Below are 21,334 nucleotides of genomic sequence, written 5' to 3' on the forward strand. Positions count from 1 at the left end.
GGAACCCCGGCGAATCTACGCGAAGATTACATGCCGTTTCAAAAACTCCTCCACCGCCCGATAAAAATGCTCGATCGTCTCCCGCTTTCGCCAGCCGTGGCCTTCGTCGTCGTAGACGTGGTAGATGTGCGGAGTGCCGTTGCGGCGCAGGGCCTCGACGATCGACTCGGCCTGGTCCTTCGGCACCACCGTGTCGATGCCGCCCTGAAACACCGCCAACGGACGGCGGATCTTTGCGGCGTGAAACACGGGCGAACGCTCGCGATAAACGGCCGCCGCTTCGGGCAACGGCCCCAACATCGAATCGAGATAGCGGCTCTCGAACTTGTGCGTGTCCGAGGCCAGGCTGAACTGGTTGGCCACGCCATACAGCGAGATGCCCGCTGTGAAGGCTTCCGGCTCGACGACCATCGTTTGCAATACGGTAAAACCGCCGGCGCTGCCGCCCATGATCACTGTCCGCTGGCCGTCGATCTCGTCGGCGTCAGCCAAGTGTCGCATTCCGCTCACCGCGTCCTCGACGTCGCAAATGCCCCAGTTGCCGCGGAGCCGCAGCATGTAATCGCGGCCGTAGCCGGTGCTGCCGCGATAGTTGACCAGCAGCACGGCGTAGCCGCGGGTGGCGAAGAACTGCGCCTCGGCCCGCCAGCCGGCCCGGACTTGCGACGTCGGCCCGCCGTGAATCAGCACGATCAGCGGCGGCCGGCCGGTCCCTTCGAACTCTTCGCTCGCGGGACGATAAAGCAGACCGTGCGCCTCGCTGCCGCCCGCCGTGTCCCACGTGATGGCCTGGCAATCGGCGAGCGACGCGGCGGGCACGGTCTCGCCGGCCGAGCGGGCCAACACGTGGGTTTGATTCGTTTGCAGGTCGTGCGTCACGACGCGGGGCGGCGTTTTCGGCCCGCTGGCAATGAAAGCGAACTTGGCGCCGGCCGGCGAGGCGGCAATCGACGAGACATCGCCGTAGCCCGCAAGATCATCGATCGCGTCGGCTTTTCCCGTCTCGACGATGTCGAGCACCTGCAGCCGGTGGCGGCCATTTTGGTTTCCTGCCGCGACCAGCGTGCGACCGTCGGCGCAGATCGCGTAGGTGCGCATGTCTTGCACCCAGGCGGGCATGCCGAATTCGACGCCCTCCGGAGTCAGCCAACGCGCCTGGCCCGTCGCCAACTCCTGCGCCGCCAGTCGGCCCCAACCGGTTTCGTCGGAAACGTAAACCAGAAAGCGGCCGTCGCGCGTAAACTCCGGCTGAAAGATCGCCACGTCGTCGCCGCCCGCAATCTGCCGGACATTACTCAGCCGCGGCAGGCCGTCGCCCTCGATCACGTCGGCCAGGTAAAGCCGCGTGCCGTCCCAGGGCATGTTGGGATGATCCCAGCCGATCCAGGAAAACTGTTTGCCGTCGGCGCTCCACCGCGGCTGCAGGTAAAAGTCGCGGCCGGCGGTGAGAATTTGCGGCCAGCCCTTGCCGGCCGCATCGACCACGGCAATCCGGTCGTGCGGGTCGTCATGGTGTACGTAGGCAAGCCAGCGACCGTCGGGCGAAACCACCGGCGCGGCCGCTTGGCCGAAGGCGGGCGTGATGGCCGTCGCGCCGCCGCCCGACAATGGCTGCCGATAGATCCGCCCGGTTTTGTGGACCACGAAGTAGACCCAACCGCCGTGGACCGTGAAGTCGCCGCCGCCGTAACCGACTTCGGCACGCACGCTCAAGTCGGCCGTCAGATCGCGGGGAGCGTCGTCGCCGGTCGCGGCCACCAGCACGCCCCGGCCGGAGCGGCCTTCGAGCCAAACCAGCGTCTGCCCGTCGCTGTCCCACGCGACGCCGTCCAGCCGTCGCCCTTCGGCCAGGCTGGCGGGCGTGATCGGGCTGGACCACAGACCAAATTGCCGGCGTTCTTTCATCATCCGGCCAACATGCGCCAGGCCACGATCAACGCCACAAGACCGAGGCCAAGCAGCGTGCCGACAAAGATCAAGAACCAGGGCGAATCCCAGCGGCTCTTTCTTGCGGACTTGCCCGCGGGGGCCTTCAAAGGCGCACCGCCGAGCACGTTGGACTGTGAGAGTGCCGGCCCCGACAGGCTTGCATCGGCGAGAAGTTCGTCGAGTAGTCCGCCGGAGGGAAGCGGGCTGGCCAGCGGATCGAGTTCGGGCAAGGGCGAAACCTCGGGCATCACGGGCGGCTGCACGCTCGGCTGCGGCTTGCGGACAGCCGACTTGCCTGGCCCCTTGACGCTCGATCCCGACGACCCTGGTTGCGTTTGCGTCGGGGACGGGCGGGGCGGACCTTTGACCGACGATCCGGGTGCTCGCGGCGAGCTGCCGCCGGCACCAGCCGATTTGCCGGGTGCTCTCGTCGACGAACCTGGGCCCGTGATCGACGAGCCGGGGCCTCTGGTCGGCCCAGCCGCCGGCGGGACTTTGCCTGGCGGTCCTTTGACCGAGGAACCGGCGGGCTTCGCCGCGGGCCGCTTGCCCGACGAGGAGGCATTCAGCGCCGCCGCCGCTCGCTCGACCTTGGTGGTGTCGCCCTTGCCGGAAGTCGAAGATTCCGCGGCCGATTTGGCGGACGACAAGTGGCCGCGTGCCGGCTCGTCGTCCAGCGGGGCCAGCTTCAGATCGTCGTCGGCTTGTTTCTCGGCGGCCACGTCCGATTCGCCGGCATCAAAGCGATTGATCCAGTTCGCCAGGGCCTGGCTGACCTCGGCGGCTGACTGGTATCGGGCGGCCGCCGACTTGGCCATCATGCGGCGGCAGATCGCCGCCAGACCCGCCGGCACATCGGCACGCTTGATGGAAATCGCAGCCGGCTCTTTCGTCTGGTGCAGCAGCACGCGCTGGGCCAGCGTGCCATCAGGAAACGGCGGATGACCGGTGAGCGCGAAATAGAGCGTGCAACCGAGGCTGTAGATGTCGGCCCGCGGATCGACCAGATGACTGTCGAGCGCCTGTTCGGGGGCCAGGTAGTCGACGGTGCCCAGCATCCGCTCGTCGTGGTCTTTGGTGAGCGAGGCGTCGATGTCGTCGGAGGTGCGGGCCAGACCCAGGTCGAGCACCTTGACTACCTGCCGGCCATCGACGAGCAGGTTGGCGGGCTTCACGTCGCGATGCACCAGTCCGGCCTGGTGCGCGTGGCCCAGCCCGTCGGCCGCCTGGCGGATGTAATCGGCGGCGGTGCGATAGGCCAGCGGCCCGTCGCGGTCGACGACGCCCTTCAGGTCGCACCCTTCGATATACTCCATCACCAGGTAATGCACGTCGCCGTCGTTGTCGACGTCGAAGGCCCGCACGATGTTGGGATGGTCGAGCGAGGCGACCGCGCGGGCCTCGCGGTGGAAGCGGGCCAGATACGACGAATCGTTGACGCGGTTCTTGGGCAGCACCTTGATGGCCACCCGCCGCCGCATGACGGCATGCTCGGCCAGAAAGACGGCGCTCATTCCGCCCGTGCCCAGATGGTCGAGCAGCTTGTACTTGCCCAGGAAGAAACCGGTGTGGCGACCTTCGAGCAGCCGCTTGCTCTGCCAATCGGTGAGCAGGCCGACGCGGCCCAGGTGCGACGAAACGATCAGGCTGTCGTTGGCGGCCTCCGGGCCGGACTGCCGCTCCAAATCGGCCAGCGAGCGCGCAAGCTGAGACTTTTCAACAAGCCCGCTTTGCTCGACGGTGTCGAGGAATTTGCTAATCGACAACTGCATCGTGCTGTTCCGCTAGACCGATGAGTGCCTCTCTCACGGCCGCCATGCCGGGAGCGTGTTGATCATTGAAATACTGGAAACTGGCCTCGCTCCGGTTCCATTGTAACAAGCCTTGCGAAACCGTGAAGTAGGCAAACCTGGAAATTGGGCTGGCACGGCGACTCTGTAGGGAACGCCCTCTGTGGCCTCTGTGGCGTTCCGCGGCCTGCTGCGGATGTTCCAATCCGGCACCACGGAAGCCACGGAGGGCTTCCCTACAGAGCCAGAGCGGAGCCTGCTATAATGGCCGGAGAACAATTGCAGACGGCAGGATCCGAGGTTGAAAAGCATGGCCACCATCGAAGAAATCTTGTTGACGGCGGAGCAGTACGGGGAACTTCCCGATCCCGGCTACCCGACCGAACTCGTGCGCGGGAGAATCGTTCGCATGAACGTGCCCTATTTCGAACACGGCAAGTATTGTGGCCGCATTGACCGGACGTTTGGCCGCTACGTCGACGACCACGACCTTGGCCATGTGCTGACCAACGATTCGGGAGTGATCACCGAGCGCGGTCCCGACACCGTTCGAGGTCCCGACGTCTCCTTTTATAGCTATTCGCGTGTGCCCAAAGACGCCAAGGTCCGCGGCTATCCGGCGGTGGCGCCGGAAGTCGTCTTCGAAGTACGTTCGCCCTACGACCGCTGGTCGAAGCTGTTGGAAAAAGTGAGCGAGTATCTGAACGCGGGTGTGCTGGCAGTGTACGTTGTCGATCCGCAGGTCGAAACGGTCACGATGTTCGACGCCGATCAGCCGGGGCAAACTCTGCACGCCGACGACGAGTTGACCTTCCCCGAACCGCTCTCTCAGTTTCGGATCCCCATCGGAAGCTTGTTTCACTGGTAGGTGTGGATGAACGCGATTCGGTTCTCACTGCGTTCGCTGCTGCTGTTTGCGGCATTCGTGGCCATCGGCACTGTTTCGTTGAGATATGCTTCCGGCATGCTGAGCAACTGCTTGTGGGTCGCGTGGCTGATGTTCTTGGCGGTGACGATTGTGGGTGTCATCTATCGGCGGGAGCGAGAGCGGGCGTTTTGGGTGGGGTGTTGCATCTTCGGCTGGGCGTTCGCCGCACACGCCCATTTGTTCTATGGCAACGCGACGGTCCACGAGTTGATCCAGTCTACCTATCGATCGATTTCGTGGAGTACCACGGTCGACGTGGATACTGCCCTCGCTCACAGGGAACGCGGCGGGAGCTCGATAACGAATGGAAATGCTCCGGCAACAATATTCTTTCCGCTGGAGGATCCGTTCAAGAAGGCGGCAAGCGTGCTCTTCGGCGGCGTGGTCGCCGTCGGCGGCGGGCTGATCGCGCAATGGTTTCACGCCACGCGCGACCGCGTGGCGAACAACGGAGCGAATCCGCAGTGACGCTTGGCCGTTCGTGCGACCGGCAACCATCGACAAAGGCGGGGCGAGCGAATACCTTATTGTGTCCTGGCCCATCATTACCGATCGGGTCAACTGCTCCGCAATCCCACCGCAAGACAACCGGATGCCCCTTCGCCTGTTGCGCCTGGGCCTGTGCCCGGAATACTCCGAGCCGCGCATGTTTCGGCAGCACGACCGGCTGCGCCCGGAGTACGACGTGGTGATCGTCGGCGCGGGCGGGCACGGGCTGGCCGCCGCCTACTATCTGGCCCGCGACTACGGCATCACCCGCATCGCCGTGCTCGACAAGGGCTACATCGGGGGCGGCAATACCGGGCGAAACACGGCCATCGTGCGGGCCAATTACCTCACGCCCGAAGGCGTGCGCTTCTATCAAGAAAGCCTGCGGCTGTTCAGCGAGCTGTCGCAAGACCTCGACTTCAACCTGTTCTACTCCGAGCGCGGCCATTTCACGCTGGCCCACACCGACGCCACGCTGCGCACCATGCGTTGGCGGGCGGAAGTCAATCGGCATCTCGGCGTCGATAGCACGGTCATCGGGCCTGATGAGGTCAAGCGGATTTGCCCCTATATCGACCTCGATTGCGGCCATACGCCGATCGTGGGCGCGCTGTGGCACCCGCCGGGCGCGATCGTCCGCCACGACGCGGTGGCCTGGGCCTACGCGCGCGAGGCCGACCGCCGCGGCGTCGAAATCCACCAGAAGACGGCAGTCACCGGCATCGACGTGCGCGAAGGCGAGGTCGTCGGCGTGAGCACCAGCCGCGGCTACATTCGTACGCGACGGGTGCTGTCGGCGGTGGCCGGCTACACGCCCCGCATCACGCAAATGGTCGGTCTGCGCACGCCGCTGGTCATCCAGCCGCTGCAAGCCTGCGTGACCGAACCGCTCAAACCGTGGCTCGATCAGATCGTCGTTTCGGCGAACCTGCACCTGTACGTCAGCCAGTCGTCGCGGGGCGAGTTGGTGATGGGGGCCTCACTCGATCCCTACGAACTGCACTCCGAGCGATCGACGCTCGACTTCGTGGAAGGGCTGGCGGCCCATCTGCTCGACCTGTTCCCGTTCTTGTCGGACGTGAAAGTGAACCGTCAGTGGGCGGGCATGTCGGACATGACGCCCGACTTTTCGCCGATCATGGGCACGACTCCCGTTCGCGGCTTCTATCTCGACAGCGGCTGGGGCACCTGGGGCTTCAAGGCCACGCCCGTCTGCGGCACGACGATGGCTTACACAGTGGCCCACGACGAGGATCACGAGTTGATCCGGCCGTTTCGGCTGTCGCGGTTTGCCGAATACGAATTGGTCGGCGAAAAAGGGGCCGCCTCGGTGGGGCATTGAGATTTTGGATTTTGGGTTTTGGATTTTCGATTGCGGCGTTTATTTGCCGGCCGCGCGTGCGGCGAGCACATCGCGCCAGCGCCTGGGTATCTCGTCGAAGGCGGTCTGGTAGGTCGCTTCCAGCGGCGCTTGCACATAGCGATCTTCGTGCAGGAAGAGCGGCATCGCCGGCAAGGGTGTACCGACGCCGATGGCCTCGACGAAGGCACGCTTGAGGCCCCCCGCGGAGTAGCTGGCCACCGTCAGCGGCCTCTCCGGGGGCAGATGGAAGTCGTAGTCGATCATTTCCGACCAGATGGCGGCGTGCATCCCCCGCGGGTCGCGAGAAGTGGGCGGAAACAGGTCGATGACCATCAGGTGAATGCCGTTTCGGAGGAAACGCAGCGCCTTCTCGGCAAACTTTTCGAAGGCGTAGCGGATGGACTTGTTGCCGGGAGAAACGACCTCGAGCACCGCCACCACCTCGTCGGCATCGTCGAACACGACGACCCGGTTGGTCTTGTCGGCATACGCATCGGATTCGATCGTGGCGGTATAGCTCACGCGCGGCGGCGCCTGGGCCAAGGTCAGGACCCCGCCGTTGGACGGCGCGGCCGGCGGCCCGTGTCCGTGGGCGCCCGATGCCGTCTGGCCGACCTGGAACGTGAGAACGTCGGGGAAGTGGCCCGACGAGGCCTGTTCGATCATCGCATAGTAGTCGGGCGGCAGGATGCCGCCGTTCAGCGCAAGCTCGAGTCGCACCGTCCAGTGTTGATGGAACTCGTGAAAAACGCCGGCTGGCACTTTTGTCCAGTCGTGTACGGGCATCAAAGAGGTCTCCCATTCCGCGGCGATTCAAGAGGCATTACTATTCTATCACGTTGGCGACACCAACCCGGAACGCCGCGGTCGCTTCAGCCTGGGCGACCGTAGCTGCGCCGCTCCGCGGCTGCGCTATTCGGCCGCCCGGCTTTCGCTCCCGGCTTGACTAACTGCCTGCTCTGGACTGAACGGAACGAGGGCCAGGCGGAAGCCGAGGTTGCTGACGCGGCTCGTGGGCTGGTTGAGGCCGCGGTCCGCCGACCGGCAGTTCGCGGCGCCGAGGTCCCAGCCGCCGCCCCGGACCACCCGGTTCGAGCCCCCGGGGGCGCCGAGACCGTCAACGGCATCGTCCACGTATTCACCGTACCAGTCGTGACACCATTCAAACAAGTTGCCGTGGATGTCGAACAGGCCACGGGGACTGGGCCGCAACTGGCCTATAACATGCGACCACCGCGCCGAGTTGTCCTGGAACCAGCCGTAATGCCCCAGCAGTTGGGCATCATTGCCGAAAGAATACGCCGAATTCGTGCCACCGCGGCAGGCCACTTCCCACTCGGCTTCGGTCGGCAAACGGAAGCCGTGCTTGCCAAGATCAACCGGCCATTGCCTTGGATTGCCCGCGCCGTCTTTCTCCAGCGAGGCGGGGTCGCCGTAGCACTGGTCGGAATCAGCCATGCCGGCCTGCCGCGTCAGCCAGCGGCAGTAACTCGCCGCCTCGAACCAGTTCACGCCGAAGGCCGGCTCCGCCGGCGTAAGCTGCCGGCCGAACTGCTTTTCCCAGGCGTCGTGACGGTTAAAGCGCACGACCCCCGCATCGAACGCGTTGATCTGCGCCCAGGTGATCTCGCGATCGCCCAGCGCGAACGGACGCGTGATTTCGATCGGGTGGCGCTTTTCAGGGCCCTGACGCTCGGCCTCGTCGTCCGGCGAGCCGATGAACTGCTTCCCTGGCGGAAAGACGACGAACGTGATGTAAAAGGGCGGCCCGGCGGCCACACCAACCCGAAGCGCCAGCGAGGCAGGTTCATCGCTCTTCCTCGCTGGCGCTTCGGGTTCGTGTGCGGAGCTCCTCGCTGGCGCTTCGCCTTGGTGGGGTTCGATCTTGAGCGTAAACCATTCGCGGTCAGGCGAGTAGGCCGTCGGCGTTTGATCGACCCGGTCTGCCAGCTTGTCCTGCTTCCAATGCCGCAACAGCCAGCCGCTGGCGCCGTGGATGCCAGAACTGGCGTCGTGGGCATACCAATCGGCGAGCTGCGCGATGAGGCGGCCGCGCTTGGCTTCGGGCAGGTCGGTCGAATCGAACTCGCCGAGCGCCAAAAGCAGCCCGAACAGCACCCGGTCTTCGAGCCTCCGAGCGGCGCCGGTCATGCCTTGCCGGGCCTGATCGGTGTGGTCGATGCAATCCAACAGATCGGCGGGCGAAACGCCCCTCGAGCGGCAGCGATGCACGAACTGCGTGAGCGATTCGGGGTCGTCGTCGACGCGCAAAGCTTCCAGGGCGGCCTCCCGTTCGCCTTGCCGCAAGAGCGCGATCGCCGCCCCCGCGCGGCGCCGGCCCAACGCCACGCGCTGGGCCTGTGGCAGGTCCGCTGGAGCGGTCTCGCCGGCCACGCCGACGAGCGACTGCCGCGCCGCCGCATCGCGCGCCTCGGCCACCAGCGGATAGACGACGCCGAATTGGCCGGGCGCGGCGACGGTCAACAGCCGCGCCAACCGCGGCGCGTCTTTGCCCGCAAAATCGGCCAAGGCGTTGGCGGCGCTCAGTTGCCGCCCCTCGTCGATGGCCCGATCGGCAAAGATCCGTTCCAGGTCGCTCAGCAGTCGCTCGCCGATCGGCCGCAAGCATTCTCGCAGTCGCGGTTGCTGTTCGGCGTTGGCGGCCACGAGTTGTTCGGCCAGCAAGGCGTAATCGGCCGCCGTCCACTGGTCCGACGCCGTGGCGTAGGCGGCCAGGGCCAGCCCGGCGCGGAACCGCCGCGCGGGCTCTTGGCTCGGGTCGCGCAGCAGTTTCCACAATTCTCCCTCCAACCGTCGCCGGTAGGGCGCCAGCCGATCGCGAATGACCTGCACGTAGACCGGGTTGCCCGCCAACAGGTCTTCCAGCAGCGCGGGCGCTTGTCGCTCATCGTGCGAGACCAAGGCCAGCCGCGCGTGGAGTTGCGCGCGGCGCTCGTCCGGCGACGTGGGATTGCCCGCCGCCAGCGCGGCCAAAGCGGGCGTTGCCCAGCGGCGATAGGAATCGACCTGCTCGAAGACGGGTTTCAAGCTGTACACGTCGGCGTGCGCCAGGGTATCGACCGCCGCGCGGGCCTGCAGGCGGCTGTAGAGGTCGTGGCCGGCGAGGCTGGTCAGCGTTATCGCCAAAACCAGCAAGCTGGCCGACGTGAGGCGCCTTTGGGTGGCCGCCCGCATCACGCGGCGCTCGGCCGCGGTCCAGTAGCGCCGCCGCGTGAAGAGCAAGATGTTGGGCCATTCCCACCAGCCGGGCAGGTAGCGCGCTTCGGGCTTGGCCGCGTAGGCGGCGGCCCGTTCCGCCAAACGCAGCTCGGCCCGGCCGCGGCGCGTCTCGCGCTGCTTGCGCGTCAGCCAGTCGCGCAAGGAGGGAACGAGATAGTCGTGGGTGAGCTGATAGGAATTTTGGATTTTCGATTTTCGATTTTGGATTGAAGCGTCGGGCGCCACGGGTGGGGAGGATGGCCTTCCTAGGCTGTCTGGTGCATCGTCGGCCTGCCTCGCTGGCGCTTCGGGTTGGTGTGAGGCGTTGTCAGCCTGGAAAGCCTGACCTACATCGCCTGAACCCTGAACCCTGAACCCTCATCGGGACGGCCTAGGAAGGCCATCCTCCCCTCTTCGTCGGCCGGCGTGACCAGACGCAGCTCGGAGTCGAGAATGCGCATCAGTTCGGCGAAGTCGGCGGGGCGACGGGCGTAGCCCGAGGCGGCCAGCAGCTCGTCGCGCGAACGGCGGTGGCCTTTGATCTCGGTGCCCGCTTCGGGCAGCAGCGCTTTGAGCACCGCGCGGGCCGCCTGCTGGTGCAGCCGGTGTCGCGGGGGCGCGGTCGAGGCGGAAAAGGTCTCTTCGAGGAACGTCACGCCGACGCCGGCAATGCCGCCGACCTGGCTGAGCGTGGCCGGCGTCCACGGCTTGCCTTTCACCATCTCGGCGAACAGGGCCAACCGCACCGAGACCACTTTGCCGTCCTCGGCCAGCCCGGCCACGGCCTGGTCGACGAACCGGTCTTGTTCGGCGGTTAACGCGGTTTGCGGAACGGCACGAAGTCCGTCAGGAGGCGGAACGGCACGGAGTCCGTTCCCTACAGAGTCGTCGCGCAACCGGCCGTAGGCGCCCCCAAAGAGGGCCAGCACCCGACGAGCGTGCAGCATATCGAATAAATCGACCAGGGCGCTGTTGTCGCCCTCCAGCAGCGGAATCTCCAGGCCCTGCATGAACCGCGAGGCGGAGAGCCAAAAGTCGTCGCGCACCATCACCAGGCATTGGACACTCGCGCCGTCGCATTGCCGCAAGGCGCGGACCAACTCGGTCGTCGGAGGGTCGCGATGGGCGTGCAACCATTGCTCGAACTGGTCGAGCACGATCAGCACCTTTTGGCCGGACGCCAGGCCGCGCCCGTGGCGAAGTTCGGCGATGGCTTCGACCAATTGGGCGGGCGGGACGCCCACACCACAAGATTCGACGGGCGGGACGCCTACACCACAAACCTTTCGCAAGGCGCGCAGCAGCCTGGCCTCGGTGTCGTCGGCCGTTGCTTCGAGAAAGACCGTGAGCACGTGCGGCGCGAGACGCGGCAGGAGGCCGGCTTTGACCAGCGAACTTTTTCCGCAGCCCGAGGGGCCATACAACAGTCCCACCGAAAACGTCCGCTCGGCGTCGAGCTGCTCGATGCGCGTCTTCCAAAAGCGGATGCTTTCGGGCAGGCCGTCGCGATCGGTCGGCCCTGGCAGCAACTGCAAGAAGAAGTCGGCATCGTGAGCGTCGAACGAACGCAGCCCCTTGGGAATGATTTTGGGCGGAGCGGGAGGGGGAGTCGGTGCGCCAGACATGCCGCCCTCACCCCGGCCCTCTCCCAGAGGGAGAGGGAGAAACGGGCCCTCACCCCGTCCCTCTCCCGCGGGCAGAGCGAGTCGATGGCCCTCGCCCCGGCCCTGGCGGCGAGTGAGGAAGTGCCGCAGGTCTTCGGCCAGATCGAAGGCGGTGGTATAGCGGTCGGCCGCGCGCTTCGACAAGGCCTTCAGGCAGATCCGCTCCAGGTCCTCCGGCAGCGTGTGGTCGAGCTGCCGCGGCGGCCGGGTGTCGCCGCTGGAGATTTCGTCCAGAAGCTCGTCGGTCTGCGTGCGGCGATAAGGCCGGCGCCCCGTCAGCAGTTCGTAGAACACCACGCCCAGGCTGTAAATATCGCTGCGGGCGTCGACGCGGTGCCCTTCGCCGCGGGCCTGTTCGGGACTCATGTAGGCCGGCGTGCCAAACATGCCCGCCGCGCGCCCATACGCCTCGTCGGTCAACGCCAGGCCGAAATCGGCCACCAACGGACGCCCGGCCTCGTCGAGCAGGATGTTGCCCGGCTTGATGTCGCGATGCACCAGGCCCTGCTGATGAGCGTGGTGCAGGGCGTCGGCGATGCGGGCCACCAATTCGGCCGACTCGTCGGGCGAGGGCCGGCAGCGGTCAATGAGCCGTGCCAGGTCGCCACCGGGCATGAACTGCGAGACGACGTAGCACAGACCGTCGTCGGTGCGACCGCAGTCGTGTACCGGCACGATGCCCGGATGGTTCAAGCGGGCCAGCAACTGCGCCTCGGCCAGATACATTTCCACGTCGGCCGGCGAGGCGACGCGGCCGCGGCGGGGCACTTTGATGGCCACCGCGCGGCGCAGGTCGGGGTCGTGTCCTTGGTAGACGATGCCGAAGCCCCCTTCGCCGAGCCGGTTTGTCACCTGATAGCGGCCGAAGGCGACGGGCAGTTCGCCCGTTGGCTGGGCATCGCGGAGCGGAGCGGCGGTCGTCTTATCGTCGCCCATGTCCTAGCTCCTCGAAAATGCTGAACGCGCTAATGAATTAGAGATGCGCCGCGCCGATTATAAGCGATGTTCTTGAGGCATCCAAGCATTTTTGGCGGGCCGGCCATTTGCAATCTCCCTGGCTACCGTCTACTGTCTACCGTCGACCATGAAACTACTCACCTGCCCCATCAACGGCCCGCGTCCACTGTCGGAATTCGTCTTCGGCGGCGAAGTGCGCGACATGCCCGATGCCGCTACGGCCTCGGATGAAGCCTGGGCCGATTACGTGTTCAACCGCGCCGGCGAGCCGGGCGTGCGGCGCGAATGGTGGTATCACGTGGCCAGCGGCACCTGGTTCGTCGCCGAGCGGGACAACTTGAAGGATGAGTTTTTGCGGACCTATCTGTATGGCAGCGATGAAAAGTAACCCAGACGCCGTGCGGCACCCACGGCATGGACGTAGGGTGGAAAAAGCGAGCTTGCGAGCGCCGGCCCACCGTTGGCGACGTCGTTTACGGTGGGCCGGCGCTCGCAAGCTCGCTGGTCCCACCCTACAAACCGGAGGGCCAGCACATGACCGCTCCAGGTGAAACGGCGCACCCGCCGGCTGACGACGCAATCGGCGCGTCACGGCATCGCTTGCCGCCGCAGCCGGGCGAGTGCATCGACCGTACGAGGCCAATTCAGTTTCGCTTCGAGGGCCGCACCTACTACGGCTTCACCGGCGACACGATCTCCAGCGCGCTGGCCGCCAACGGCGTGCGCCTGCTGGGCCGCAGCTTCAAGTACCACCGGCCGCGCGGCATCTATAGCCTGGCCAACCACGATGTGAACGTGCTCGTGTCCGAAGGCACGCGCACCAATATTCGCGCCGATGTGACGCCCATCTGGGAAAGCGCCGAGTTCACGGCGGTCAACACGTTCGGAGGCTTGCAGAACGATCTCGCGCGTCGATTCGACCAACTCGGCCGGTTTTTGCCCGTCGGCTTCTACTATAAGACGTTCCATAAGCCCAGGCGGCTTTTTCCGTTCTGGGAACGGCAGATGCGGGCCATGGCCGGTCTCGGCGCTGTCGATCCCAAAGCGCCGCGGCTGCGGACCGCCAAACAATATGAGTGGTGCGACGTGCTCGTCGTCGGTGGCGGGCCAAGCGGTCTCTCGGCCGCGATTGCCGCGGCCGAACAAGGGCTGCAGGTGATCGTCGTCGATGAGCAGCCGCTTGCCGGCGGCAGCTTGTTGTATCAGGGGAGCGATCGCCTGGCCGTGCTCCAAACTCTGCTCGACCGGGCCCGCGACTTGTCCAATCTGACGGTCCGCACCGCGACCGTCGCGGCCGGCTATTATGCCGATCACTGGGTGGCCCTCGTGGACCAGCACCGCATGACCAAGCTGCGTGCCAAGAGCGTGGTCTTCGCCACCGGCGCGCTGGAGCAGCCGGCATTGTTTCGCAACAACGATTTGCCCGGCGTCATGCTCGCCACGGCAGCGCAGCGACTGATACGGCTTTACGCCGTCAGGCCGTTCGATCGGCCCATCGTGCTGGCCGCGAATGCCGATGGCTATCGCGCCGCGCTCGACTTGCAGCAACTCGGCATCGGCGTGCGAATGATCGTCGATCTGCGGCCCGATGGCGAGCCGACCGACATCCGTCAGCAAGTGCTGAAGGCCGGTATCGTCGTGCGGCCGGGCCACTGCGTTTACGAAGCCAGCTCGGCGAGCGACGCCACGGGCATCGACGCCGTGACGATTTGCCCGATCGACGGCGACGGCCAGCCGCAGGTGAAGCGTGGAGAGCGCATCGAATGCGACGGACTTGTCATGAGCGTCGGCTGGGCGCCGGCCGATTCGCTCTTCTGCCAGGCCGGCGGCAAAATGAACTATTCTCGCGAGCTGGAGCAGTTTGTGCCCGACCTTGTGCCGCCGGGCATCTTTATCACCGGGCGATTGCGGGGCGTATTTGCTCTCGATGTCCAACTGACCGATGGCCGTCGCGCCGGGCTGGCGGCCACGGCCTATCTGGGGCGTTACTCAGGACCGCTGCCGGAAGTCGCGGTGACACACGCAACCCCTCCTTCGCATCCTTGGCCCGTCGTCGAGCATCCTGCCGGCAAGGTGTTCGTCGATCTCGACGAAGACGTGCAGCTCAAAGACATCAAGCACGCGGTGCAGGAAGGTTTTGACAACGTCGAACTGCTCAAACGCTATTCGACGTTTGGCATGGGTCCCAGTCAGGGCAAGATCGCCAACACGAACACCATCCGCGTGCTGGCGGATCTGCGCGGCGAAAGTATGGGCGAGACGGGGTCGCCGACCGCCCGGCCGTTCTTTCATCCCGTGCCGTTGAGCCATCTGGCGGGCAAAGGCTTTCACCCGCATCGCGAGACCGCACTGCACTCCCGGCACGAAGCGGCCGGGGCCAGGTTCATTCCGGCGGGCGATTGGCTGCGGCCGGCGTATTATGCAAGTAATAATGTCGATCGCCATCAGGCTATCGCGGCCGAAGTCGCGGCCGTCCGCCAGCGGGCCGGGCTGATCGACGTGAGCACGCTGGGCAAGCTGGAAATCACCGGCCCCGACGCTGCGCAGTTCTTGGAGCGGATTTACACGGGACGCTTCGCCAAAATGAAAGTCGGCACCACGCGCTACGGCCTGATGTGCGACGAAAGCGGCGTGATCATCGACGACGGCGTTATCGGCCGGTTGACCGACGACCGCTTCTACGTCACCACCACCACGACGGCTTCGGGCAGCGTCTATCGCGAGATGCAGCGTTGGGCGATCGTGTGGAAGCTGAACGTGGTGCTGGCCAATCTCACCGGAGCGATGGCCGCGATGAACCTGGCCGGCCCGCAGGCGCCCGCGGTCCTGGCCGAATTGACCGATCTCGATTTGAGCGATGCCGGCTTTCCTTATCTCGGCCTGCGTGAAGCAGCGGTGCTCGGCGTGCCCGCCCGTGTGCTGAGGACCGGCTTCGTCGGCGAAGTCGGCTACGAGATTCACGTGCCGGCGCAGTCGGCCGCACGAGTCTGGGACGGCATCCTGCAAGCGGGTGCGTCGAGAGGAATCGTACCCTTTGGCGTCGAGGCCCAGCGTCTGCTGCGGCTGGAGAAAGGACACGTCATCGTGAGCCAGGACACCGACGGCCTGACCACGCCCTATGAAGCCGGCATGGAATGGGCCGTCAAGCACGACAAACCGTTTTTCGTCGGCGGCCGCAGTCTGAAGATCGTGGCCCACAAGCCGCTCAAGCGTCGACTCATCGGCTTCACGCTGCCGCGAGGCTACAACGGCCCGCTGCCCGCCGAGTGCCACCTGGTGATCGAAAAGGGAGCGATTGTCGGCCGCGTGACGAGCATTGCCGACAGTGGCACGGTTGGGCGGGCGATTGGATTGGCGTATGTCGCTCCGCAGCAAGCGGCGCCCGGCACCGAATTTCAGATCCGCGTGGAAGGCGGCAAGATGGTCGCGGCCACCGTGGTGGAGTTGCCGTTTTATGATCGAACGAACGCGAGGCAAAGGGTAGCGGCCGAAGGGTGGAAAAAGCGAGCTTGCGAGCGCCGGCCCACCGTGAGCGAGCCATCAGCCAGGGAAGAGGCGTCAGGCGCCAGACGTCAGGCGTCGGGCCGGAGTGACGAGGCGAGCAAGCTCGAATTGCGCGACGTGAGCGAATTGGCCCGCATCGTGATCAAGGGTCCGGCAGCGGCGGATTTGCTCAGGCAACATGGCATCGGCGTGCCAATGCGAGTTTATCAGTTTCAGTCTCTGGCAGACGACGGCCTGGTTGTGCGTACGGGGGCGACAGAGTTTTTTATTGAAGATTCCTGGCAGTCGAGCGTGGTGGCCCGCTTACGCGCGGCATTCAAGGCGCACCTTCCCGGAGTGTTGCCGGTCTGGCGACAAGATTTATCGCTGCTGATTTCGGGCAGCGAGGCAACGACCCTATTGGCCCAGGTCGCCAGTTGCAACTTCCGCGATTCGGGCGAAACGTTCGTGATGACGCAGCTCGCCAGCGTCTCCTGTTCGGTTTTGGCCCGGCCGCGACAAGGCTTGCCGACATGGCAAATCTGGGCCGACGGCACCTATGGCCCCTATCTATGGGAAACGTTGACGGCGATCGCCGCGTCGGCAGCCAGAATTGACGCCGACTCGCTCGTCGATTAGTGCCAATGACGAACAACCACCGCGATCCGCCAAACGCTTGGAAAGGTTTTGTGGGCTCATGGGCATGATCGCCTTTACAGCAACGAAGACCGCCACACCATTGTTACAGCCTCGGCCGCTTCTCGAATGACCCGCGCTTCATAGATGAACCCGTTCGTGCATCCGCGGCACGCAGGTGTTCCAGCCGCGCTTGTCGTGCAGCTCGGCGGCCAGTGCTCGCGCACTTTCGATCTCGCCGTGAGTGAAAAAGGCCCGACGAGGTGCCGCCAGCGGCTCGAGCCAGCGCAGCAGCTCGCTGTGACCGGCATGCCCGCTAAGGGCGGAGACCCGCGCGATCGCGGCACGGACCGGCACCTTCGTGCCATGCACGCGTATCGATGGTGCGCCGTCTTCGAGTTGCCGGCCGCGCGTGCCGGCGGCCATGAAGCCGCCCAGCACGATCGTGTTCCGCGCGTCCGGCAATCGCTGCCGCAAGTGGTGCAAAATGCGTCCGCCCACCATCATGCCCGACGAGGATATGATCACCGCCGGTCCCCGCACGGAATTGATCCGCTTCGATTCTTCCACCGTGCGGGCCAAGTGGACGTTGCCGAAATCGAGCGGCCCGGCGCCGCCGGCGTGGCTCTCGCTCAGGTCGAGCTCGGCGGCATACGACGTGTAGATGTGCGTGGCATCGACCGCCATCGGGCTATCGAGATACACCGGCAGCGGCCAAATGCGCCGCTGGGCCGCCAGCACCGCCAGCAAGTAGATCAGTTGCTGAGCCCGGCCGACCGCGAACGACGCGACCAGCATCACGCCCCCGCGCGCGATGGCCGCCTCCACGACGTGGCAAAGCTGGTCGAGCACCCGTTCGTCGCCGTGTTCGCGATTGCCGTAGGTGCTTTCGCAAACGAGGTAGTCGCAGGCCGGCGGCGGAGCGGGGTCGTGATAGAGCGGAGCTTCGTAACGGCCCACGTCGCCGGAAAACAGGATGCGCAACGGCGTGGGGCCTTGGCGGACCTCGACCTCGATCATGGCCGAACCGAGCAAGTGCCCGGCGTCGTGATAGCGGCACCAGATCGGGCCGGCCGGGTTGAACCACTGGCCGCGATCGACCGGGCGCAACAGCTTGAGGCTGCGATCGACGTCGCGTTCGTCGAACAAAGGCAGCGCCGGCCGGTGCTTGCTGTAGCCCTTGCGATTGGCGTACTCGGCTTCCTCTTCCTGGTTGCGGGCGGCGTCGCGGAGAATGATGTCGGCCAGGGCCTGGGTGGCCGGCGTACACCACACGGGCCGCTTAAAGCCCAGCTTCACCAGCCGCGGCAAGTAACCGACGTGGTCGATATGCGTGTGCGTGAGCACCACGCAATCGAGCGACGCCACGTCGAACGGCGGCGGCTGCCAGTTTCTCAGCCGCAATTCCTTGAGTCCCTGAAACAGCCCGCAGTCGACGAGCACGCGTGCGTCGGCGGCCGTGAGCAGGTATTTCGAGCCGGTGACGGTCTCGGCGGCGCCGTGAAAAGCAAGTTCTACCATGCGCACCACTTTACAGGCTGCCCGGCGGTTGGCACACTATCATTCGTTTGAACGTTTGAATGTCGTGGCGTAAGGACCGGACGAATGACGAGCAGCATCGGTCATGCAAAGCGCAGGCGAGCGGGAGGCGTAAGCCTCCCGGTAGGTCCGTATTGCAACGAGGGCGGTTTCACGCTGGTGGAGTTGCTGGTGGTGATCGCCATCATCGGCATCCTGGTGGCGTTGCTGTTGCCGGCCGTGCAAGCCGCGCGCGAATCGGCGCGGCGCAGCCAGTGCGTCAACAATCTCAAGCAACTCGGCATCGCCCTGCACAATTTCGAGCAGTCGACCAAGACGTTTCCGAAAGGCAGCACGTCGCAGAGCTACGCGGCCGATCCGACCATTCCGCCCAACTTTTATCGTTGGTCGGCCTTCGCCTATCTGACGCCGTTTTTGGAACAGACGCCGGTCTACAATCAGCTCCATCTCGATGTGCCGCTCTACGGCGGGCCAAACCAGGGATATGCGGTCATGCCCGCGAACCAATTCGCCGTGCAGATCGTCGTGCCGCTGTTTCTTTGCCCCAGCGACCGCGGCCAGCCGGTGACCAGCTATCTGGGCACGATCTTCGGTCCGTGCAACTACGCCGCCTGCGTGGGCACCGGCATCAACGGCGGCAGCGAGTACGACACCGACGGCATGTTCTACATGAACTCGGCCACGCGGTTCGCCGATCTGCTCGACGGCGCCAGCAACACGGCGGCCCTGGCGGAAAGCATTCTGGGCGCGGCGCCCGACCCCACGAAGCCGCCCGATCCGCGCACCGTTTACGCCTATCTCGGCGGCTCGCCCGTCACCGATGCCAACTGCCTGGCCGCGAACCAATACAACGTCAGCGATCCGCGCAGTTTCGCCTGGGCCAACGGCGAGGTCCGTTGCGGGCTGTACAATCATTATCTGCCGCCCAATTCGCCGCGCCTCGACTGCGTCAGCTACGACCCCAACACGCAATACACCGACACCGGTTGGCGCACGGCGCGAAGCTATCATCCGAGCGCCGCCAATCTGCTGCTGGCCGACGGATCGGTCCACACCATCCAGGACACGATCGACATTGCTATTTGGAGGGCGCTGGCGACGCTGCGGAACGGCGAGTCGTTGACCGCGGGCGGCTGGTAGGCACCGGTTCGGAAGAGAAAATGATCGAGACCGATTACTTAGCACCCAAGGGCAACTGCGGGCGACGACCGGAGGATGGCCTTCCTAGGCCGTCTCCCCGGGCACGGGACGGCCTAGGAAGGCCATCCTCCGGACATCATGCGCAGCCGCTGGGCGACGATGAACTCGACCAATATCACGAACTTGGGTTCGTCGTTCGGCGAAATCTGTTCGGCATGGAGGAAATTGCCGCCCTGGCCGACGAAGCCGATCGGCTGCTGGCGGACTGCAAACACCTGATCGACCGAAACAACTTGCGGTGCCGCTTCATGCAGCATGTCGACAGCGGTGAGCCGCTGTTCGAGGTGTTCGACCCAGTAAGCGACATCTCGCCGCTTTGCGCCCGGTTGACGGAAGACCGCCGAGTTCGCGTCCTGGTCGACGCGATCTATGGCGAGCCGGCCTGCCTCTTCAAAGACAAACTGATCTTCAAGATGCCGGGGGCACCGGGCTATCCGCTTCACCAGGATATTCCGCGAAGCTGGTCGGGCTTTCCCCGCTCGTTCTTGACGGTGCTGATTCCAATCGACGCCCCGACCGAAGCGAACGGCTGCACCGAGGTGTTTTCGGGCTACCATCACGGGTTCCTGTTTCCGGAGAACGAAGACCTCTACATGCTGCCCGACGATTGCGTCGCCGCCTCGCGAAGCGTGAAGCTCTTGCTCGAACCGGGCGACGTGGCGGTTTTTCACGGTCTCACGCCGCACCGCTCCGCGCCCAACCGGTCGACGGCCATGCGACGAGCGTTCTATGTGAGCTACAACGCTTTGTCGGACGGGGGCGACCAACGTTCGCGGCACTACGTCCAGTTTCACGACTTCCTGCGAGCGCGCCTCGCCGCCGATGCACCACAGTCGACGTACTTCCGATGACATCCTACACCGCCAATCTCCGTCCGCCGTATGGCTGGGTCATCGTGGCCGTCGCCGCTTTGGCCATGGTGGCGACCTTGCCCGGCCGAACGCACGGCTTGGGGCTGATCACCGAGCCGCTGCTGACGGATCTCAGGATCGATCGGACCGTCTACGCCGACATCAATCTCTGGGCCACGCTGTTGGGCGCGTTGTGTTGCTGGCCGGCCGGAAGCTTGCTCGACCGCTTCGGCGTGCGGCGGGTATTGGCGATCATCGCCCTGTCGCTGGGCGGCGTGGTGGTGGCCATGACGCACGTGACGCAGGCGGCAACGCTGTTCGTGCTCATCACGCTTACGCGCGCTCTGGGGCAAAGCATGCTCTCCGTGGCCAGCCTGACGCTGATGGGCAAGTCGTTCCGCGAGCGGCTTGGCCTGGCGATGGGCGCCTATTCCCTGCTGGTCGGCATCGGTTTTGGGGCTGCATTCAAAGTTACCGGGCAGGCGGTGCTCCATTTTGGCTGGCGCGACACATGGTCGGCGATCGGCTTGCTGTTGATCGCCGTGCTGGCGCCGGTGTCGTGGTTGCTGGTGCGCGAGGCCGGCAAAACCGACCGGACGACGCCCGATGCGAGTGCGAGCAGCAACGGCGATTTCACTGTCCGCCAGGCCCTTTGTTCGCAAGTGTTCTGGGTGTTCGCGGTGGCCAGCTCGCTCTACGGCCTGATTTCGTCGGGCATCGGGCTGTTCAACCAAGCCATCCTCGAAGAACGCGGCTTCGAAGCGGAGACCTATCACACGGTGCTGGCGGTCAGCTCCGTGTGCGGCATGATCGCCAATCTGGCAGGCGGCTGGGCGGCCACGCGAATCTCGCTCGGGCGCTTGCTGGCTGCGGCGATGCTGCTCTTGGCCGCATCGCTGGCGGCCTTGCCGCAAGTGACCGAGTTGTGGCAAGTGTATGCCTACGCGGTCGCCATGGGCGCCGCCGGCGGAGTGGTGACGGTTTCGTTTTTCACCGTGTGGGGCGCCGCATTCGGGCAAGCACACCTGGGCAAGATTCAAGGCTGGGCGCAGATGATGACGGTCGTGGCCTCGGCGGCTGGTCCGAAGTTGTTTGCCGAATGGCAATCGCGCACCGGATCGTATACCGGCGCCTTCTACCTGTTTGTTCCGATCGCCGCCGTGCTGGCCCTGGCCGCGTGGGTCACGCGCCTCGAACGTGTGGCGAGCGTTACCGCAAAAACCGAGGACGAATTACAATGGGCCGCACCGTGAAGGCAGGGTGCGGCTTAACAACTTGCATGGAGA

At 65.2% G+C, this 21,334-nt stretch carries 14 protein-coding genes; 8 read left to right on the forward strand and 6 right to left on the reverse strand.

Features of this window, described 5'->3' with window-relative positions:
• Positions 1-15: 15 nt before the first annotated feature.
• Together VNH11_01675 and VNH11_01680 are read right to left on the reverse strand one after the other, a co-directional pair.
• Positions 16-1,908, reverse strand: a complete 1,893-nt coding sequence (locus VNH11_01675; protein HVA45069.1) for a prolyl oligopeptidase family serine peptidase — start codon at positions 1,906-1,908, stop codon at positions 16-18.
• Entirely contained in the window at positions 1,905-3,701 is a 1,797-nt protein-coding gene (locus tag VNH11_01680) for a protein kinase (GenBank protein HVA45070.1), read from the reverse strand. Before VNH11_01680 ends, VNH11_01675 begins: the two co-directional genes overlap by 4 nt.
• 328 nt (positions 3,702-4,029) lie before the next feature.
• On the opposite strand from VNH11_01680, the gene VNH11_01685 reads away from it, so the two are divergent.
• The 3 genes from VNH11_01685 to VNH11_01695 all read left to right on the forward strand — a co-directional run bounded on the left by VNH11_01685 (position 4,030) and on the right by VNH11_01695 (position 6,478).
• Positions 4,030-4,587: a Uma2 family endonuclease gene (locus tag VNH11_01685; GenBank protein ID HVA45071.1), complete on the forward strand. Its 558-nt coding sequence runs from the start codon at positions 4,030-4,032 to the stop codon at positions 4,585-4,587.
• A 6-nt stretch (positions 4,588-4,593) separates the two neighbouring features.
• Positions 4,594-5,115 carry a hypothetical protein gene (locus tag VNH11_01690; protein ID HVA45072.1) on the forward strand — a complete coding sequence of 174 codons (522 nt, stop codon included), beginning with the start codon at positions 4,594-4,596 and terminating at the stop codon, positions 5,113-5,115.
• Between the two features lie 124 nt (positions 5,116-5,239).
• Positions 5,240-6,478, forward strand: a complete 1,239-nt coding sequence (locus VNH11_01695) for an FAD-dependent oxidoreductase (GenBank protein ID HVA45073.1) — start codon at positions 5,240-5,242, stop codon at positions 6,476-6,478.
• Between the two features lie 39 nt (positions 6,479-6,517).
• Here the strand turns inward: VNH11_01695 and VNH11_01700 are convergent, their stop codons facing one another.
• The 3 genes from VNH11_01700 to VNH11_01710 all read right to left on the reverse strand — a co-directional run bounded on the left by VNH11_01700 (position 6,518) and on the right by VNH11_01710 (position 12,318).
• A complete protein-coding gene (locus VNH11_01700; GenBank protein HVA45074.1) occupies positions 6,518-7,285 on the reverse strand; it encodes a DUF4058 family protein in 768 nt (255 codons plus the stop codon).
• A 126-nt stretch (positions 7,286-7,411) separates the two neighbouring features.
• Positions 7,412-9,964, reverse strand: a complete 2,553-nt coding sequence (locus tag VNH11_01705; protein HVA45075.1) for a formylglycine-generating enzyme family protein — start codon at positions 9,962-9,964, stop codon at positions 7,412-7,414.
• A 101-nt stretch (positions 9,965-10,065) separates the two neighbouring features.
• Positions 10,066-12,318 carry a serine/threonine-protein kinase gene (locus VNH11_01710; GenBank protein ID HVA45076.1) on the reverse strand — a complete coding sequence of 751 codons (2,253 nt, stop codon included), beginning with the start codon at positions 12,316-12,318 and terminating at the stop codon, positions 10,066-10,068.
• Between the two features lie 148 nt (positions 12,319-12,466).
• Between VNH11_01710 and VNH11_01715 the strand changes: the two genes are divergently transcribed.
• Positions 12,467-12,727 carry a sarcosine oxidase subunit delta gene (locus VNH11_01715; GenBank protein ID HVA45077.1) on the forward strand — a complete coding sequence of 87 codons (261 nt, stop codon included), beginning with the start codon at positions 12,467-12,469 and terminating at the stop codon, positions 12,725-12,727.
• A gap of 146 nt (positions 12,728-12,873) precedes the next feature.
• Complete coding sequence (locus tag VNH11_01720) at positions 12,874-16,461, forward strand: glycine cleavage T C-terminal barrel domain-containing protein (protein ID HVA45078.1); 3,588 nt, start codon at positions 12,874-12,876, stop codon at positions 16,459-16,461.
• Between the two features lie 138 nt (positions 16,462-16,599).
• On the opposite strand, the gene VNH11_01725 is transcribed toward VNH11_01720, so the two are convergent.
• Positions 16,600-17,979: an MBL fold metallo-hydrolase gene (locus tag VNH11_01725; GenBank protein ID HVA45079.1), complete on the reverse strand. Its 1,380-nt coding sequence runs from the start codon at positions 17,977-17,979 to the stop codon at positions 16,600-16,602.
• Between the two features lie 84 nt (positions 17,980-18,063).
• Here VNH11_01725 and VNH11_01730 point away from each other — a divergent pair, with 84 nt between their 5' ends.
• From VNH11_01730 to VNH11_01740, 3 genes are read left to right on the forward strand one after another with little or no spacing between them, the layout of a single operon-like run.
• Positions 18,064-19,137, forward strand: coding sequence for a DUF1559 domain-containing protein (locus VNH11_01730; GenBank protein ID HVA45080.1), 1,074 nt, complete (start codon positions 18,064-18,066; stop codon positions 19,135-19,137).
• Between the two features lie 20 nt (positions 19,138-19,157).
• The gene (locus VNH11_01735; protein ID HVA45081.1) at positions 19,158-20,048 is read left to right on the forward strand and encodes a phytanoyl-CoA dioxygenase family protein; all 891 of its coding nucleotides are present in this window, start codon (positions 19,158-19,160) and stop codon (positions 20,046-20,048) included.
• Positions 20,045-21,301: an MFS transporter gene (locus VNH11_01740; GenBank protein ID HVA45082.1), complete on the forward strand. Its 1,257-nt coding sequence runs from the start codon at positions 20,045-20,047 to the stop codon at positions 21,299-21,301. The genes VNH11_01735 and VNH11_01740 overlap by 4 nt, the downstream gene beginning before the upstream one ends.
• Positions 21,302-21,334: the final 33 nt, after the last annotated feature.

The organism is Pirellulales bacterium (assembly GCA_035533075.1).
Classification (GTDB): domain Bacteria; phylum Planctomycetota; class Planctomycetia; order Pirellulales; family JAICIG01; genus DASSFG01.

Excerpts from the sequence above, each read along its gene's own strand:
- VNH11_01685 (HVA45071.1), top strand. The coding sequence starts at position 4,030 with ATGGCCACCATCGAAGAAATCTTGTTGACGGCGGAGCAGTACGGGGAA.
- VNH11_01700 (HVA45074.1), bottom strand. The coding sequence starts at position 7,285 with ATGCCCGTACACGACTGGACAAAAGTGCCAGCCGGCGTTTTTCACGAG.
- VNH11_01710 (HVA45076.1), bottom strand. The coding sequence starts at position 12,318 with ATGGGCGACGATAAGACGACCGCCGCTCCGCTCCGCGATGCCCAGCCA.
- VNH11_01730 (HVA45080.1), top strand. The coding sequence starts at position 18,064 with ATGACGAGCAGCATCGGTCATGCAAAGCGCAGGCGAGCGGGAGGCGTA.
- VNH11_01695 (HVA45073.1), top strand. The coding sequence starts at position 5,240 with ATGCCCCTTCGCCTGTTGCGCCTGGGCCTGTGCCCGGAATACTCCGAG.
- VNH11_01715 (HVA45077.1), top strand. The coding sequence starts at position 12,467 with ATGAAACTACTCACCTGCCCCATCAACGGCCCGCGTCCACTGTCGGAA.
- VNH11_01720 (HVA45078.1), top strand. The coding sequence starts at position 12,874 with ATGACCGCTCCAGGTGAAACGGCGCACCCGCCGGCTGACGACGCAATC.
- VNH11_01725 (HVA45079.1), bottom strand. The coding sequence starts at position 17,979 with ATGGTAGAACTTGCTTTTCACGGCGCCGCCGAGACCGTCACCGGCTCG.
- VNH11_01680 (HVA45070.1), bottom strand. The coding sequence starts at position 3,701 with ATGCAGTTGTCGATTAGCAAATTCCTCGACACCGTCGAGCAAAGCGGG.
- VNH11_01690 (HVA45072.1), top strand. The coding sequence starts at position 4,594 with ATGAACGCGATTCGGTTCTCACTGCGTTCGCTGCTGCTGTTTGCGGCA.
- VNH11_01740 (HVA45082.1), top strand. The coding sequence starts at position 20,045 with ATGACATCCTACACCGCCAATCTCCGTCCGCCGTATGGCTGGGTCATC.
- VNH11_01675 (HVA45069.1), bottom strand. The coding sequence starts at position 1,908 with ATGATGAAAGAACGCCGGCAATTTGGTCTGTGGTCCAGCCCGATCACG.
- VNH11_01735 (HVA45081.1), top strand. The coding sequence starts at position 19,158 with ATGATCGAGACCGATTACTTAGCACCCAAGGGCAACTGCGGGCGACGA.